Source organism: Aquimarina atlantica, assembly GCF_000626715.1.
In the GTDB taxonomy this organism is placed as follows: domain Bacteria; phylum Bacteroidota; class Bacteroidia; order Flavobacteriales; family Flavobacteriaceae; genus Aquimarina; species Aquimarina atlantica.
Genome location: NZ_AQRA01000009.1, coordinates 226,021 through 242,055 on the forward strand (window position 1 = coordinate 226,021; position 16,035 = coordinate 242,055).

A 16,035-nucleotide genomic window follows, 5' to 3' on the forward strand; every position below is an offset into this window, starting at 1 on the left:
GGTAGAAACTAACTTTTTTCTTCTACAGATTTGTTTACAAAAAATAAAGGGACAAAGTGTAAAATTAAATGAATTAATGCATAAAATACCCCCTGTTTTCAGTGAAAAAAAGCTTGATAATTTGAAGATTTTTATTAAAATTAGAGCAGGTAAAGTGTAGTCTTTAGTATAGAAAAGTGTAAAAATCTATATAAGGAAGGAATGCTTTATAATTTTATTTTTTCTGATTTCGAATATGGGGTAATCAGGACGATATTGTTGCATATTCGAAACATACCAGAAAAAATAAACCCTTCATAAGTTCTTGAACTTGTGAAGGGTTTGTATATGTATCTACAAAGGAATATTCCCATGTTTTCGATCAGGACGCTCGACAATTTTATTTTCGAGCATGCTGAATCCTTTAATTAGTTTTCTTCGGGTATTTTTAGGTAAGATAACTTCATCTACAAAACCACGTTGTGCAGCTCGGTATGGATTAGCGAATTTCTCTGCATATTCAGCTTCTTTTTCGGCAAGTTTGGCTGCCGGATCATCTGCTGCTTTGATCTCTTTTCTAAAAATAATCTCACTGGCCCCTTTGGCACCCATTACTGCAATTTCTGCAGAGGGCCAGGCAAAGTTAAGATCGGCACCAATATGCTTAGAATTCATCACATCATAAGCACCACCATAGGCTTTACGGGTAATTACTGTTACCTTAGGTACTGTAGCTTCACTTAAGGCATATAACAATTTGGCTCCGTGTACAATAATACCATTCCATTCCTGATCAGTTCCCGGTAAGAACCCAGGAACATCTACTAGTACTAACAAAGGGATATTAAAGCAATCACAGAAACGTGTGAATCGTGCAGCTTTTTTAGAACTATTTACATCCAAAACTCCAGCCAGGAATTGAGGTTGATTCGCTACGATCCCAATACTTCTTCCGCCCAGGCGGGCAAAACCTACTATGATATTTTCGGCATAGTCTTTATGAATTTCATAGAAGGAGTTTGTATCAATAATCCCAGAAATTACCTCGTGCATATCATAAGGTTTGTTTGGATTATCAGGTACAATAGAAGAGAGGCTGTCTCTTACTTCGTCGGTTAGGGTATACTCTAATTTTTTAGGTTGCTCTTTATTACTTTGCGGCAGGTAACTTAGTAATTTTTTTACATCCTCGAGGCATTCTATGTCATTAGAAGATGTGATGTGTGCTACTCCTGATTTTGTAGAATGGGTACTGGCACCTCCTAATTCTTCAGAGGTTACTTCTTCATTAGTTACTGTTTTTACAACATTAGGCCCGGTAACAAACATATAACTTGTATCTTCTACCATCATTGTAAAATCTGTCATTGCAGGAGAATATACAGCACCACCGGCACAAGGGCCCATAATGGCAGAAATCTGTGGGATTACTCCAGAGGCTTGTACGTTTTTATAAAAAATATCGGCGTATCCACCCAGAGAGCGAACCCCTTCCTGGATTCGGGCACCACCAGAATCATTAAGTCCTATAATTGGGGCTCCCATTTTTACGGCCATATCCATCACTTTACAGATTTTCTCGGCATGAGTTTCGGATAAAGCACCACCAAAAACGGTAAAGTCTTGTGCAAAAATATAGATTAATCGTCCGTTTACGGTTCCGTATCCTGTAACTACACCATCGCCATAATAGATCTCTTTATCCATCCCAAAATCGGTAGTACGATGTGTTACCAGGATACCAATTTCTTCAAAAGAACCTTCATCAAGCAGATAGTCTACACGCTCACGGGCAGTTAATTTTTTCTTTTGATGTTGTTTTTCAATACGTTGCTCACCACCACCTAATTTTGCCTGAGCAATTTTATCTTGTAATGTTTTTATTTTTGAATCCATAATATTAGAGTGTTGGTATGCGTAACGTTTTTTGATCTTCGATGTATTGTTTCATAGCAATTAAGGCAGCAATTTTAGCTTCTTCTTCCATTGCAGATTGTATGGTGTCTGGGATAAAATATTTCTTCACAAAATGAGTATCAAAATTACCAGACCTAAAAGCTTCATGCTCACATACGAATTTACCAAACGGCAATGTCGTTTGTACTCCTTTAATAATATAATTGTCAATTGCTTTTATCATTAACTGTATCGCTTCTTCACGAGTTTTTCCGTAGGTAATTAGCTTAGAGAGCATGGGATCGTAGTAGATAGGAATATCCATACCTTCTTCAAAACCATTATCTACTCTTATCCCTTCTCCAACAGGTAATTGATAGGTGTCTAAATGTCCTACACTGGGTAAGAAATCATTAAGCGGGTCTTCTGCATAAACTCTTAACTCCAGGGCATGCCCTTGTATGCTTAGGTCTTCTTGTTGTATAGGTAGTTTTTCGCCTCGGGCTACTTTTATTTGTAATGCTACAAGGTCTGTTCCTGTTATGAGTTCGGTAACAGGATGTTCTACTTGTAGTCGGGTATTCATTTCGAGGAAGTAGAAATTGTGATTTTCATCTAAAAGAAATTCTACAGTTCCTGCACCAAGGTAGTCACAAGCTTTGGCTACTTTTACGGCTGCTTCCCCCATTTTGGATCGTAATTCTGGAGAAAGTACAGCAGAAGGAGCTTCTTCAACTACTTTTTGATGTCGTCGTTGTACACTACATTCTCTTTCGAATAAATGCACTACATTGCCATGGCTATCTGCCATTACCTGTATTTCGATGTGTCGTGGTGAAGCAACATATTTTTCGATAAATACAGAACCATCTCCAAATGCCGAGGTAGCTTCGCTAATGGCACGATTCATTTGTGATTCGAGATCTTTTTCTTCTTCTACCACTCGCATTCCTTTTCCACCACCACCAGCAGAGGCTTTGATTAAAATAGGAAACCCAATTTCTGAAGCGATAGTTTTTGCTTTGGCAACATCGGTAATAGCTTCGTCTATACCGGGTACCATAGGAATATCATAGGCCTTAACAGCATCTTTGGCTGCTAATTTGCTTCCCATAACCTTAATGGCTTTTGATTTTGGACCTATAAAGATGATATTATTTTTTTCTACTTCTTCTGCAAAATCTGCATTTTCACTAAGGAATCCATATCCCGGGTGTATAGCATCTACATGTAATTGTTTAGCAACTTCAATGATTTTGGATCCTAATAAGTAGGATTGGTTAGAAGGAGCTTCACCAATACAGACAGCTTCGTCTGCAAATTTTACGTGAGGAGCGTTTCTGTCTACGGTAGAGTAGATTGCTACGGTTTTGATTCCCATTTTGCGAGCTGTCGTCATCACTCTAATGGCAATCTCACCTCTGTTTGCTACTAGTATTTTTTTCATCTGTTCTTTTTTGTTGTTTTTTAATTGTCAGATGGAATTCGCCATTGAGCATCTCGGTTGGTATCAACTTTAATTGTTATGGCTCATTTCATATTAAACTATATTAGAACACATGGTTCTGTTTAATGCCTATAACAGGCTAAGCGAATTCAATTAATAATTGTCCTTTATCTACTGCATCACCTGTAGTGGCAGAAATGGATTTAATAACTCCATCTCTGGGAGATAGAATAATATTTTCCATTTTCATAGCTTCCAAAATAAGTAAAGGATCATCTTCTTTTACTTCCTGGCCTATTTCAACCTGAACATCAAGAAGAAGCCCTGGCATAGGAGCTTTAATCGCATTTACCTGCTTAGACGATCCTATAGAGAATCCCATTGCGGCAATCCGGCTATCCAGTTCATTGGCAATATTAACCTGGTAGCTGTTGTTGTTAACCTTTACAGTATACTTTTTGGTATTGAAATCTGATTGTACAATTTCTGTATGAAAAGATTTATTGTTTTGAAGAATGTGGTGAGCTGATTTAGAATTGCTTACGATATCTATTTTTGAAATGTCTTCTTCGGTAAATTCAAAATCAAAAATAGTATTTACATTAACTTTATATGTACTACTCATAAATGTGAATATTTGACTTGCAATATAAAAATAGATATTAAAAAGAACCAGATAATAATTAGAAGTTTATTCCTTCAACTGTTATGGGTTTCCATAACAATTTGATTTACTATGAACTTATCTTTATGTATCCAATATATATGGCGATTAAACTATTTGTAATTATAAAAGTCTAAAGGAGAAATACAATGAACTAAAACTACATATTTATGAAAAAGCCCCAATCAATTTCAATTTTTTTTACTTTCTTTTCACTTTTTGTATTTGCATGTCTTGCATGCTCTAATGATGATGATACCATAGCAGGTAATAATGGAGATGAAGGAACCATAACCTCTACAGATTATGATATAAGTCCGATATTAACTAAGTTTAATGCAGCAGGATTATCATATGAGATTAGTGGAAATAATGTGATCTTTACTACGAATAACTTACCCGATCATAAATCTCCGTATTATCTGGATACTGAATGGGAAACAGAATTATACGAACCTTATACAGGTAGTAACACGAACTTTACTCTAAATCCTAATAGAATTGCAGAACAAAATATCACCATCACTGTCCCGATACATCCGGCAGAAGCCACTACAAAAGAGGCAACAGCATTGGGAGCTATGGGTATTGCAATTAACGGCGTAGTTTTTTACAATCAATATGCAGGACCTAATAACCAACCTTTAACTTCAGAGATTAATTCTTTTGATCAATATCTTGGGCATCCTCAACAGCAAGGAGGATATCATTATCATCAAGAACCAAAATATCTTACCAGTAAGTTTGGAGAAGATACATTCCTGGGCATATTGGCCGATGGTTTTCCTGTATATGGCCCCATAGAGAATGGAGAAGAAGTGAGTAATGCAGATCTGGATGAGTATCATGGTCATACGAGTGCTACTACTGATTTTCCCAACGGAATTTACCATTACCATATTACTTCTGAAGACCCTTACATTAATGGAAATGGGTTTTTTGGCACTCCCGGAAACATTACAAATTAGGAAATAGAACGAGTATTAAAAAAATAAAAATGTGAAAAAGCTATTGAGTTTTATCATCATATTAGCAATACTGGCAAGTTGTACTTCTGAAGATACTGATCGTATTGTTTTAACAACCGATACTAATATACATCTCGATAATGGTGAGTTGTTTTATAAAACCAAACTGTTTTCGGGAGTTTTGATCGATTATTATAAAAATGATCAGGTAAAATCAACGGTAATTTATGTTGATGGAAGAAAAGAAGGAGAAGAACAGTCTTTTTATGAAAATGGAGTGCTTAGAACAAAACGTTTTTATGAAAAAGGAATAAAAGTAGGCACTCATCAAGGATGGTGGCCCGATAATCATCATAAATTTGTGTATCATTTTGACGAAGAAGGAAAATATCATGGTAGTGTAATGGAATGGTATGCTAATGGACAACTTTTAAAATCTTTTCGGTTTAACCACGGAAAAGAGGAAGGCAAACAACAATTATTTAGATCTGATGGTACTATTAGAGCAAACTACGAAGTGATTAAAGGCGAACGATTTGGTCTTATTGGATTAAAAAAGTGCTATACCATAAAGAAAGATTCTACAAAAATATATTAAAAAAATGAGGTTATTTTTATCATTATTTATGAGTGTGATTCTTGTGTTTTCATGTAAAAAACAAGAAGACAAGACTACTGTAAAACCAACGGTAGATAAGTTACCGTATTTTATTGCATCTGATTTTACACCACAGTGGCTTACAGTTTCTGACCTTGAAGGAAAACATAAAATACCTTCATTTTCATTTACCAACCAAAATGGGGATACGATTACTAATGATACCTATAAAGATAAGATATATGTTGCTGATTTTTTCTTTACTATTTGCCCGGGAATTTGCCCTAAGCTAACCAAAAACATGAATTTAATTCAGGATACATATAAAAATGATAATGATATTAAGTTATTGTCACACACCGTAATGCCATGGCATGATTCGGTTCCTGTTTTAAAAGAATATGCAATAAAGAATACGATAGATGATAGAAAATGGAACCTGGTAACCGGGGATAAAGAAGAGATCTATACTATTGCTCGCAAAGGATATTTTGCAGACGAAGATTTTGTAAAGACTCAGGATGAGAATAGCTTTATACATACAGAAAACTTTATCCTTGTTGATACACAAGGATATATCAGGGGAGTCTATAATGGGACTATACCCATAGATGTAAAGCGATTAATACGTCATATAGAAATTTTGAAAAAAGAAAGGCCGTAGCAGCTATAGTAACGAGAATTTGATAATCATAGGTATTCTCTTGTTGTTTATCGAAGACTATATGACTATATAACAGGAATATTTTATACGTTCGTTTTATGATTTATTTCCTAATACTCTGCTAAACAATTTTTTTAGTAAGGGAGAAGCATCATCCATATTTCTTTCTCTTTCTTTGGCATTGAGAACACCATTATCGTCATAAAATAATTCATAACTAAATACAAATTTATTTGCATCTTCGCCTACTCCCATTTGCCCGAATCTGAGGTCATTAAAAAACAGTTTGTCATTAATTTTTTCGATAGTATACCAACCTTCTGATAATTTAATTAATCTGGGGATCAGAGGATCATCTTTCATTTTGCCCAATAGATGATGATTCTTTGGAAATTCTGAAAATGTGATGATATCTTCTTTTTCTAATAGAGAATAGTATGCTATTAAAAAAGAATCTTCGGTTTCTATATTAGCTGTCCATAGAATACTATTGAGAGGAGTTGGTTTTGTTTGAATCTCTTTATATCGAATATGTTGGTTTTCGAGATTGGTTTGAAACACTCCATACGTATACCATTTTAGTCCTAGAGTTATACACATATAAATACTACTAATGTATAATCCAAGGGTGTTGAATTTTCTTCTTTTAGGGTGTGTACGCTTATAAAACATTGCCAGGATCACAAACATTAAAAATGGTACAGTATATAAAGGGTCTACAACAAAAATATTTTTAAAAGAAATTTTATAGTCAAAAGGCCAGAATAGCTGAGTTCCCCATGTGGTAAATGCATCTAGTATAGGATGTGTGAAAAGTCCTAGAAACATTAGCCTTGACCAATCTTTCCAGTCTGCTTCATTATTACGATAAAGTTTAGAGATCATCCAACCAAATATTGGAGCAGCAAGTATGCTAAAGAGTAGGGAGTGTGAAAACCCACGATGCAATTCATTTGCCGTAACAGGATCAACAAAAATTTTGGATAGCACGTCCAGATCAGGAATAGTCCCTGCAATAGCACCCCAAAGCATAGCTTTATTACCTACTTTTCTACCCAAAGCAGCTTCTCCTACGGCAGCTCCTAGTACGATTTGAGTTAATGAATCCATTAATCTAATTGAAGTTTATAAAGAGTTTCTGATTTCATATTCGCTAGGAAAAATCAATTCAATTAAAAGTTTATTTGTAATCAGGTACGTTTGACATCTAAAACCATCAATTGAATGTGTTTTCAAATTTACATCTATTTTTAGTAGTCTTTATTAAAAGTATGTCAAAACTGATATTGGATAAGATAATTAGGATTTTTTTAAAGCATAAATTCCTTTATTTCAGAAAAGTAATTTTAGAAAATACATTTTACCGTTAAATTTGTGTTGTTAAACGAAAACTATTTCATAAAATTTAGTTTTGTTATGGTCATATCAAATAAGTTTATTTCCTTTGAGCGTAATTGGGAAATTAAATGAATACATTGGTGAATTGTGTCTTGTTAATAGATGATGACAAGGCCACGAATTTCTTTAACGAAAGAGTTGTTACCAAACACGAAGACTTTTATCAGGTTAATACTGTACAAAGTGGTATGGCAGCTCTAGATTATCTTAATGCTGTAGAGAATAATACAGCAACAAAGCCTGATCTTATTTTTTTGGATATCAATATGCCAGCAATGAATGGGTGGGAGTTTTTGACCGAGTTTTCTAAACTGGATCAAAAAATAACAGATGGTATTAAAGTGATCTTATTATCAACATCTTCTAACCCAGATGATGTAAGAGCATCTGCCAAAAATCATTCGGTTGATGATTTTATAAACAAACCATTATCTATGGATTTATTGGATGATGTGCTAAAAAACCATTTTTGATGATGAAAAAATTAAAACGTTTTCTTCTCATTGATGATAGTAAAGCAACTAACTTTTTTAATAAAACAATTATTGAAAAAGTACAATGTGTAGAAGAGGTTTTTATTGCCGAAAATGGAAAACAAGCACTAGAGCATATCCAATCCGAAATTGTTCCTGAAATTATTTTTTTGGATATCAATATGCCTGTCATGGATGGTTGGGAGTTTATTACCGAATACCAGAAATTAGAAGATAGATATAAAGGATCTATTATAATACTTATGCTGGGAACAGAATTAAGTAAAGAAGATCAGGAAAAAGCAGAGCGTATTTTAGAAATAAAAGAATACGCACAAAAAATGTTAACCAAAGAGATTGTTTGCAAGATTGTGACAAAATATTTTAAATCGTCAGAGTTAGATTCTTGCTCAGAATCATATAAAAAGATACTATAACTTCAGATATTGCCCCCATATATATTTGTATTTTGAATGAACTTATGATAGTTTTGGATGCACACAAAACAATCTATTTAAAATCTAAATAAGTAAACATATTAAGACACGCACTAAAAAAAAACCTCCTATTGTGTTAGTTCAGTATAGGTTATACCTTACTGGTATACTATTTCTTTGTTTTGTTTCTGGGGCATTTTCTCAATCGAGAGCAGTAATATCAGGTAATGTCTCTGATCAATTTGGCAATCTGCCAGGAGCAAGAGTAGTTATAGAAGGTACAGATAAAAATACGACAACAGATGTTAATGGTAATTATAGCTTTGATGTTGATGAGGGAGAGTATATAGTTACTTCAGAATTTGTGATGTATACTTCTGTTTCTAAAACAATATTGGTTAAGGTCGGAGATACTGCAAAGGTAGATTTTATCTTAGAAACGGGATTCTCTATTGATCAACCCGTTTCTTTGGGATCAAGAGCTAAACCAAAATCAATCTTAAAAAATACTGCAGCTGTAGATATTATTTCACCGCAACAATTAACGAATTCATCTCAGGTAGAATTGAGTCATATTCTTCATTATTTAATTCCTTCTTTTCATTCTACACATCAAACGATAGCAGATGGTACAGATCATATAGATCCGGCTACACTAAGAGGATTAGGGCCAGATCAGGTACTAGTATTGGTAAATGGGAAACGCAGGCATAATAGTTCTTTATTAAATGTTAACGGTACTGTGGGTAGAGGATCGGTAGGTACCGATTTTAATGCAATACCCATAGCATCTATAGAACGCATTGAAATATTAAGAGACGGGGCCACCTCTCAATATGGTTCTGATGCTATTGCGGGAGTAATTAATATTATTTTAAAAAAGCAAACAGAAATTATTCAACTCGATAATAGAGTTGCAATAAATACCGAAGGAGATGGACTTAATGTATATTCTTCTGCAAATTTTGGATTAAAAATAGGAAAAGAAGGGTATATAAATGTTACAGCAGAATATAGGGATAGAGAGTCTATTAACAGGTCTGGAGATTATACAGGGACAGTATATTCTAATGACATTTCAACCGATCAGGCACTAATCGAGGAAAATAATTTTTTTAGGCAGACAGGATATTCAGGTAGACGAGTAATGGAGATCGGAAGTGCAGAAACCCAAAATCTTGCACTATCATTTAATGGAGAAATAGTAATGTCTGACTATGCGACATTTTATATGCATGGAGGGAGAAATTACAGAGAAGGAACCTCAAAAGGATTCTATCGCTTTCCTAAAGATGAGAACAGAGTAGTTTTGGAGTTGTTTCCAAATGGTTTTTCTCCAGAAATTCTTACTGATATTCAGGATGATGCAATTACAGGAGGAATACGAGGAATTAAAAACGAATGGAATGTAGATTTTAGCCATTCTATTGGGGTTAATAGATTAGATTATACTGTAAATAATTCTAATAATGCCTCCTTAGGGGTAACATCACCAAGAACATTTTACGCAGGAGGGTTTATCTATAAGCAAAATACGACAAACCTCGATATTTCAAGAACATTTGATTGGTTAAGTGGTGTAAATGTAGCCTTTGGAGCAGAGCTGCGAGTAGAGAATTATGAGATCGTTGCAGGAGAAGAAGCTTCTTATGTTGATGGGGGAAGTACGTATATCAATGCTTCTGGAGTAGAATTACCCAGAATTGTTGGAGCACAGGTTTTTCCTGGTTTTCAGCCAGAAAATGCATTAAATCGTTTTAGAACAAATAGTTCTGGATATCTGGATATCGAAGCAAATATTACAGATAAATTGTTAGTTAGAGGAGCAGCCAGATATGAAGCATATAATGATTTTGGAGGCCAGGCCATATGGAAACTATCTGGTAGATATAGAGTTAGGGATGAAATTAGTGTTAGAGCAGGATTTTCTACCGGGTTTAGAGCACCTTCTCTTCATCAGGTTTTTTTCCAGAATATAAGTACGCAATTTATTAATGGGGAAAGTGTACAGGTAGGTACCTTTAATAACGAAAGTGCTGTTGCGACAGAAGCTTTTGATATCGGAGACTTAAAACCTGAATTGTCAAGTCATTTTAATACTGGTTTTAGCGGAAAACTAAACGATAATATTACGTTTAGCTTCGATTATTACTTAATTAATATACGAGATAGAATTGTTCTTTCGGGAAGATTTGCAGAAGGATATGAGGAAATACTAGAACCTTTTAATGTTGGTGCGGCTCAATTTTTTACCAATGCAATAGACTCTAAAACATCTGGTGCTGATCTATCGCTGTTTTTTAAAACAACCTTAGGTACAGGAGAATTTAATGCTTCTTTGGGAGGTAATTTTACAAAAACCAAAGTAAAAGGACCAATTAATGTTTCGCAAGCATTAGTTGGGCAAGAAGAAGTATTGTTTAATAGAGAAGAAATTGCCAGGGTAGAATTTGCACAGCCTAATTACAAAATAAATTCACTGCTTTCTTATGACTTTGAGCAGTTTGGATTTCAGGTGGTAAATACACTTTTTGGTAAGGTTAAATTTATTCACCCAAATGATGGAGATTCTCTAAATTGGGTAGTAAATGATTTTACAGGAAATATAGAATCCAGAGATCAGGTATTCTCTCCTAAACTTGTAACAGATATGGCTATATCGTATCAGGTTAATGATTATATAAAGTGCACTCTGGGAGGGAATAATGTTTTTAATGTCTATCCAGATAAGCATAAACATGCTGCTAATACAGAAGATGGAAATTTTATGTACAGCAGGAGAGTACAGCAGTTTGGTGTGAACGGATCGAATTATTATGTAAGACTATTACTTCGATTATGATGTATAGGCGTCAATATATATCGACCGCATATACTAATGTAATGGCTATACTTTTATGTATTCTTATCACAAGTTTTTCTCCAAAAATAAAGGCTCAGGAAACAAGTAATGAAGAAGTAAAAAGATTACAGCGCGCTATATTTGTTTTTAACTTTGCGCAGCAGATAGGTTGGCCAACTATAGAAGAGCAACCAAGTTTTAAAATAGGCGTACTTGGACCTGATCGAACAATACTAGATTTAAAGGCAATGTCACTAAGGCGTAAGATCCATGGTAAACCAGTAGAGATTGTTCGTTTTCAATTTGTTAAGAATGTAAAAGATATTCAGCTATTATATGTAAATCATAAGTATAACTATGATATGCACTATATTCTTAGGAAGATTTCAGGAAAAAATATAATGCTTGTCGGGGAGGATTATAACTTTAATGCTTCTATGATTAATATGGTTAATGTAGGAGACTCTTTTGAATATGAGATTAATGAAAGCCGAATAGAAAAAGAAGGATTTACTATAGCCCCTACATTAGGAAAACACGCTATCACTTCTTCAGAAAAATGGAAACGTTTATATCGAAAAACAGAAAGAACTCTAAATAAGGTACAAGAGGATAAAAATAAACAAGAAGCCATATTAAAAGACAAAGAAAAACAAATACAATCTCAGGAAGAAAAAATAACAGATCAATTAGAAAAAATTGATAGTAAAGAGGTAGAAATTAACAGGAGAAATAAAAAGATAGAGAATCTTTATTCTGAGAATGAAATACAACAAAAAAAATATAATGAAAAAGTTGTAATCGAAAGAGAGCTCGAAAAAAATATCCAGGAACAAGTTGCTTTTATAAAAAGTCAGGAAGAAAAAATTATACAAAGCAACCAGGAAATTAGTATGCAAAATGAGTTTCTGGCAGAACAGAAAGAAAAGATCAAAGAACAAGAGAACATATTAAACCAACAAGCTTCAGAACTTTATACTCATAAAAAAGTAAACATATTACTTATTGCTCTGGTACTCCTAACTCTTGTTATTAGCTTTTTTATGTATAGGAATTATCGGGCTAAGAAAAAGTATAATCAAGAACTGAAGCATAAAAACCAGGAAATATACAAGCAATCTGTCGAACTAGAGGCAAAAAATAAAGAATTAGAACAATTTGCGTATATAGCAAGTCATGATCTTCAGGAGCCTCTAAATACAATATCGAGTTTTATTGGATTATTAGCCGAAGATTATGGAGAAAACTTTGATGAAGCTGGAAAAGAGAGTATGACTTTTATTCAGGACGCCAGTGTGCGAATGAAAAAATTGATTGACGCATTATTAGAATATTCAAGATTAGGAAGAAGTAAAGACTACAATACTGTTGATTGTAATACTCTTATTGAAGAGTTAAAAAAGGATTTAAAGGTTGTTCTCGAAAAAACAGGAGCAAAAATTAGAGTAAAGGATCTACCTGTAGTTAAAGGTTCAGCAATAGAACTTCGGTTATTGTTTCAAAATCTTATTAGTAATGGTATTAAATTTAGCGCTCCAGATACTATTCCTGAGATAGATATTGCATGTGTCAAAAACAATGACCCAGAAGACGCATCAAAAGGTTTTTGGCAATTCTCTATAAAAGATAATGGTATCGGGATACCAGAAGAGCACCAGGAACGAATATTTGCGATTTTTCAAAGGTTACACTCCAGGGATAAGTATGAAGGTACAGGTATTGGTCTGGCGCATTGTAAAAAAATTGTAGAATCCCACGGAGGTAAAATCTGGCTTACATCCAAAGAAAAAAGTGGAAGTACTTTCTATTTCACAATTCCGTTTTAAAAATAAAAACAATACCTTTTTTATATTCAGAAGGTTAGAGGGGATTATGCCAAAATATTAATACCCCTGAAAACCGTGAGTTTTTCTTAAACATTCCAAAGTATTTTTGAACCATATACATAGTATGGTAAACCATCATCTAAAATAATAACTTGTTAATAAGATATATGCTTACACAGTTGAACAATATGTCTAATCAAGTGAAATTTTATGTGTAATTACATGATTATAAAATGGTTAATTGGTGGTGTACTATGGATATGAATAGTTTTAAGAAGTTTTACTAAAAGTATTTTAGCTTTTTGGATACCCCATTGAAAAAGGATAATGTCGTAGGTTTTTTATTAGGAAAATATTGTTATTTGGTCCCCAAAATACTCTGTTTTGCTTTTTTATTTTGCTTCTCAACTATTGCATTTGGCCAGGATTTAGGTCAAATAGGAAAAGCAAAATTATTTAAACTAACCGGAGGCGTGGCAGCAAATGCAATCTTTTATGATGGACAATCTAGTAGGGAACCATTTACGTATTTCCTTACCGGTAATGTTAATTTAAATATTAGCGGGATCTACAATATCCCTTTTTCATTTTCATATTCTAATCAAAAGTTTCAGAGCAGTAATCCTTTTTCTTTTAATAGATTAAGTATACACCCATCATATAAATGGGTGACAACACATATTGGAGATGTAAATATGACATTTTCACCATATACTTTAAGTGGACATCAATTTACAGGGTTGGGGGTAGATCTTACTCCAGAAGGACCCTTTAAGATTAGTGCAATGTATGGACGATTGCTTAAAGAATCAGAATATAATCCAGATGATCCACAATCTCAACCTGCATATAAAAGGATTGGGTACGGAATAAAAGCCTCCTATGATTTTGAAAAATTTTCTATTGGAGCAATCTTTTTCAAAGCTTCTGATGATAAAAATTCTATAGAGAAGCCTGTACCGATAGAATATGAGTTACAACCCAAAGATAATGTAGTTGTAAGTTTAGAAGGAAAAGTAAAACTTTTTGGCAAGGGAGAGATTCATGCAGAAGTAGCTTCATCTGCAATAACCGAAGATATAAATGCAAAAGGAGAAGAAGGGACCCCATTTGTGTTATCTGCATTAATAGATAATAACATTACTACCCAGCATTATAAGGCATATAATGCTAATTTCTCTTATCCTGTAGGACAAGGTGCAGTAGGTATTGGATATGAATATATAGATCCCGAATATAAAACATTAGGCGCTTATTTTTTTAATAATGATCTCGAAAACATTACACTTAATGCTACCCAGAATGTATTCGAAAATAAGGTTAACATCGCTTTTAACGCAGGTCTTCAAAGAGATGATCTTGATAATAAGAAGAGTACACAATTGCAGAGAGTAGTAAGTGCAGTTACTATTGGGTATACTCCTTCAGAAAAACTAAATATAACAGGAGGGTATTCTAACTTTCAATCTTATACTAATATTAAGAATCAGTTTGATTATATCAATGAAGTCTCCCAAACTGATAATCTGGATACATTAGATTTTCAGCAAATCTCACAAAATGCAAATCTTAATGTAAATTATCTTTTAAAGGATACCGAAGATCAAAAACAAAATATTAATGTTGGATTATCTTTTCAAAATGCTACAAACAAGCAAGGTGGTCAAACCGTAGAAAATGGAGATTCTAATTTCTATAACGGAAATGCATCGTATACCCTTGGATATCCCAATACCGATTTAAACATTTCTGCTGCAGTTAATGTTAGTTATAATACAATAGGAGTGGATAATAGCCTTACTTATGGCCCTACATTATCTGCAACCAAAAAATACTTTGACAAAAAACTAAGAACGACAGCTTCGGCAAGTTATAATCAAAGTAATAGCAACGGAGAAAAGCAGGGAGAAGTTATCAATATAAGAATGGGAGGGAATTATACGTATCTAAAGAGACATAATTTTAACCTTAACATCTTAACTCAGTTTAGAAATGCTGCAACATCGGGTAGAGATTTTACAGTAACCTTTGGTTATAATTATACTTTTGGCAAGTTTAACCCTCAAATAAAATTACCTAAGAGAAAAAGAAAACAAAAAGCAGCTAAGTTAAAAAGGCGTAGAAAATCAAGAGGACAGGAGATACTCGATTTTAGATATAGAGACTCTTTGTATCACGGTACGATGGATGAGATAGACATCCTTTTAGAGAATGTTCAAAATCATCCTCATTTTAACCATATCCCCGAATATAAAAAAGAAGAACTTACGATGTTACGATTGGTAGTAGCCGATGTAAGAAAGGCAAAAGAGTATAAGCCAGAAGCAATTAATTTCCTAAAAGAGTTATACAAATACGAAGACTTTCTTGCGGGGTATAATCAATTGGTTTTTGAAATCCTTATAGAATTAAGAAAAGATATGCTACGTCTTGACTATGCGTTCGAAAAAGCTTTTGTAAGAGCAAAAATTGCAGTAGATAACCATAGTATGCACAAAAGAACAGAAGAACAACGCCAGAAATCTTCACAGGAATTAAAAAATAGATACAAAGAATTACAACAAAATTCTGAAACCGCTCTGGCTCGATTGATAGGACATCGATGGACACTCCCTATCATAAAAAATTACAATACTATAGAAAAAGTAGAACATCCTGATGCGTTCCTTAAAGAGGTAATGGAGCAGGAAAAAGATAATATATTCCGTATGGTAGATAAAGAGGAAGGTGATCAGAAAATAAAATTATATATGATTACACAGATCATCGATTTTTACTTGAAAAAATCCCTGAATTATACCGATCCGGATAAGTTTGATTTAAAATATATAGAAAAGAACTAA

The 16,035-nt window shown here is 33.7% G+C and carries 12 protein-coding genes; 8 read left to right on the forward strand and 4 right to left on the reverse strand.

Annotated elements, in window-relative coordinates; genetic code table 11:
* Positions 1–333: 333 nt before the first annotated feature.
* From ATO12_RS20360 to ATO12_RS20370, 3 genes are all read right to left on the reverse strand, one after another.
* On the reverse strand, positions 334–1,875 hold the full coding sequence (locus tag ATO12_RS20360; RefSeq protein WP_034245835.1) for an acyl-CoA carboxylase subunit beta: 1,542 nt from the start codon (positions 1,873–1,875) through the stop codon (positions 334–336).
* Positions 1,876–1,879: 4 nt separating this feature from the next.
* The gene (gene accC, locus ATO12_RS20365) at positions 1,880–3,322 is read right to left on the reverse strand and encodes an acetyl-CoA carboxylase biotin carboxylase subunit (protein ID WP_034245837.1); all 1,443 of its coding nucleotides are present in this window, start codon (positions 3,320–3,322) and stop codon (positions 1,880–1,882) included.
* 139 nt (positions 3,323–3,461) lie between these two features.
* Complete coding sequence (locus tag ATO12_RS20370) at positions 3,462–3,947, reverse strand: acetyl-CoA carboxylase biotin carboxyl carrier protein subunit (RefSeq protein WP_034245839.1); 486 nt, start codon at positions 3,945–3,947, stop codon at positions 3,462–3,464.
* Between the two features lie 209 nt (positions 3,948–4,156).
* On the opposite strand from ATO12_RS20370, the gene ATO12_RS20375 reads away from it, so the two are divergent.
* From ATO12_RS20375 to ATO12_RS20385, 3 genes are read left to right on the forward strand one after another with little or no spacing between them, the layout of a single operon-like run.
* Complete coding sequence (locus ATO12_RS20375) at positions 4,157–4,954, forward strand: YHYH protein (protein WP_034245841.1); 798 nt, start codon at positions 4,157–4,159, stop codon at positions 4,952–4,954.
* A 31-nt stretch (positions 4,955–4,985) separates the two neighbouring features.
* A complete protein-coding gene (locus ATO12_RS20380; protein ID WP_034245844.1) occupies positions 4,986–5,552 on the forward strand; it encodes a toxin-antitoxin system YwqK family antitoxin in 567 nt (188 codons plus the stop codon).
* A 4-nt stretch (positions 5,553–5,556) separates the two neighbouring features.
* Positions 5,557–6,216: an SCO family protein gene (locus ATO12_RS20385; RefSeq protein ID WP_034245846.1), complete on the forward strand. Its 660-nt coding sequence runs from the start codon at positions 5,557–5,559 to the stop codon at positions 6,214–6,216.
* Positions 6,217–6,312: 96 nt separating this feature from the next.
* Here the strand turns inward: ATO12_RS20385 and ATO12_RS20390 are convergent, their stop codons facing one another.
* Entirely contained in the window at positions 6,313–7,326 is a 1,014-nt protein-coding gene (locus ATO12_RS20390) for a metal-dependent hydrolase (RefSeq protein ID WP_034245848.1), read from the reverse strand.
* 356 nt (positions 7,327–7,682) lie between these two features.
* Here ATO12_RS20390 and ATO12_RS20395 point away from each other — a divergent pair, with 356 nt between their 5' ends.
* From ATO12_RS20395 to ATO12_RS20415, 5 genes are all read left to right on the forward strand, one after another.
* Positions 7,683–8,087 (forward strand): response regulator, encoded by a 405-nt coding sequence (locus ATO12_RS20395; protein WP_034245850.1) that lies wholly within the window; start codon positions 7,683–7,685, stop codon positions 8,085–8,087.
* A 2-nt stretch (positions 8,088–8,089) separates the two neighbouring features.
* Entirely contained in the window at positions 8,090–8,524 is a 435-nt protein-coding gene (locus ATO12_RS20400; RefSeq protein WP_051575981.1) for a response regulator, read from the forward strand.
* Positions 8,525–8,657: 133 nt separating this feature from the next.
* The gene (locus ATO12_RS20405) at positions 8,658–11,366 is read left to right on the forward strand and encodes a TonB-dependent receptor (protein WP_051575982.1); all 2,709 of its coding nucleotides are present in this window, start codon (positions 8,658–8,660) and stop codon (positions 11,364–11,366) included.
* Positions 11,367–11,407: 41 nt separating this feature from the next.
* Positions 11,408–13,192 carry a YfiR/HmsC family protein gene (locus ATO12_RS20410; protein ID WP_165583425.1) on the forward strand — a complete coding sequence of 595 codons (1,785 nt, stop codon included), beginning with the start codon at positions 11,408–11,410 and terminating at the stop codon, positions 13,190–13,192.
* 302 nt (positions 13,193–13,494) lie between these two features.
* The gene (locus tag ATO12_RS20415; protein ID WP_051575984.1) at positions 13,495–16,035 is read left to right on the forward strand and encodes a TonB-dependent receptor; all 2,541 of its coding nucleotides are present in this window, start codon (positions 13,495–13,497) and stop codon (positions 16,033–16,035) included.

Excerpts from the sequence above, each read along its gene's own strand:
- ATO12_RS20360 (WP_034245835.1), bottom strand. The coding sequence starts at position 1,875 with ATGGATTCAAAAATAAAAACATTACAAGATAAAATTGCTCAGGCAAAA.
- accC (WP_034245837.1), bottom strand. The coding sequence starts at position 3,322 with ATGAAAAAAATACTAGTAGCAAACAGAGGTGAGATTGCCATTAGAGTG.
- ATO12_RS20370 (WP_034245839.1), bottom strand. The coding sequence starts at position 3,947 with ATGAGTAGTACATATAAAGTTAATGTAAATACTATTTTTGATTTTGAA.
- ATO12_RS20375 (WP_034245841.1), top strand. The coding sequence starts at position 4,157 with ATGAAAAAGCCCCAATCAATTTCAATTTTTTTTACTTTCTTTTCACTT.
- ATO12_RS20385 (WP_034245846.1), top strand. The coding sequence starts at position 5,557 with ATGAGGTTATTTTTATCATTATTTATGAGTGTGATTCTTGTGTTTTCA.
- ATO12_RS20390 (WP_034245848.1), bottom strand. The coding sequence starts at position 7,326 with ATGGATTCATTAACTCAAATCGTACTAGGAGCTGCCGTAGGAGAAGCT.
- ATO12_RS20395 (WP_034245850.1), top strand. The coding sequence starts at position 7,683 with ATGAATACATTGGTGAATTGTGTCTTGTTAATAGATGATGACAAGGCC.
- ATO12_RS20400 (WP_051575981.1), top strand. The coding sequence starts at position 8,090 with ATGAAAAAATTAAAACGTTTTCTTCTCATTGATGATAGTAAAGCAACT.
- ATO12_RS20410 (WP_165583425.1), top strand. The coding sequence starts at position 11,408 with ATGGCTATACTTTTATGTATTCTTATCACAAGTTTTTCTCCAAAAATA.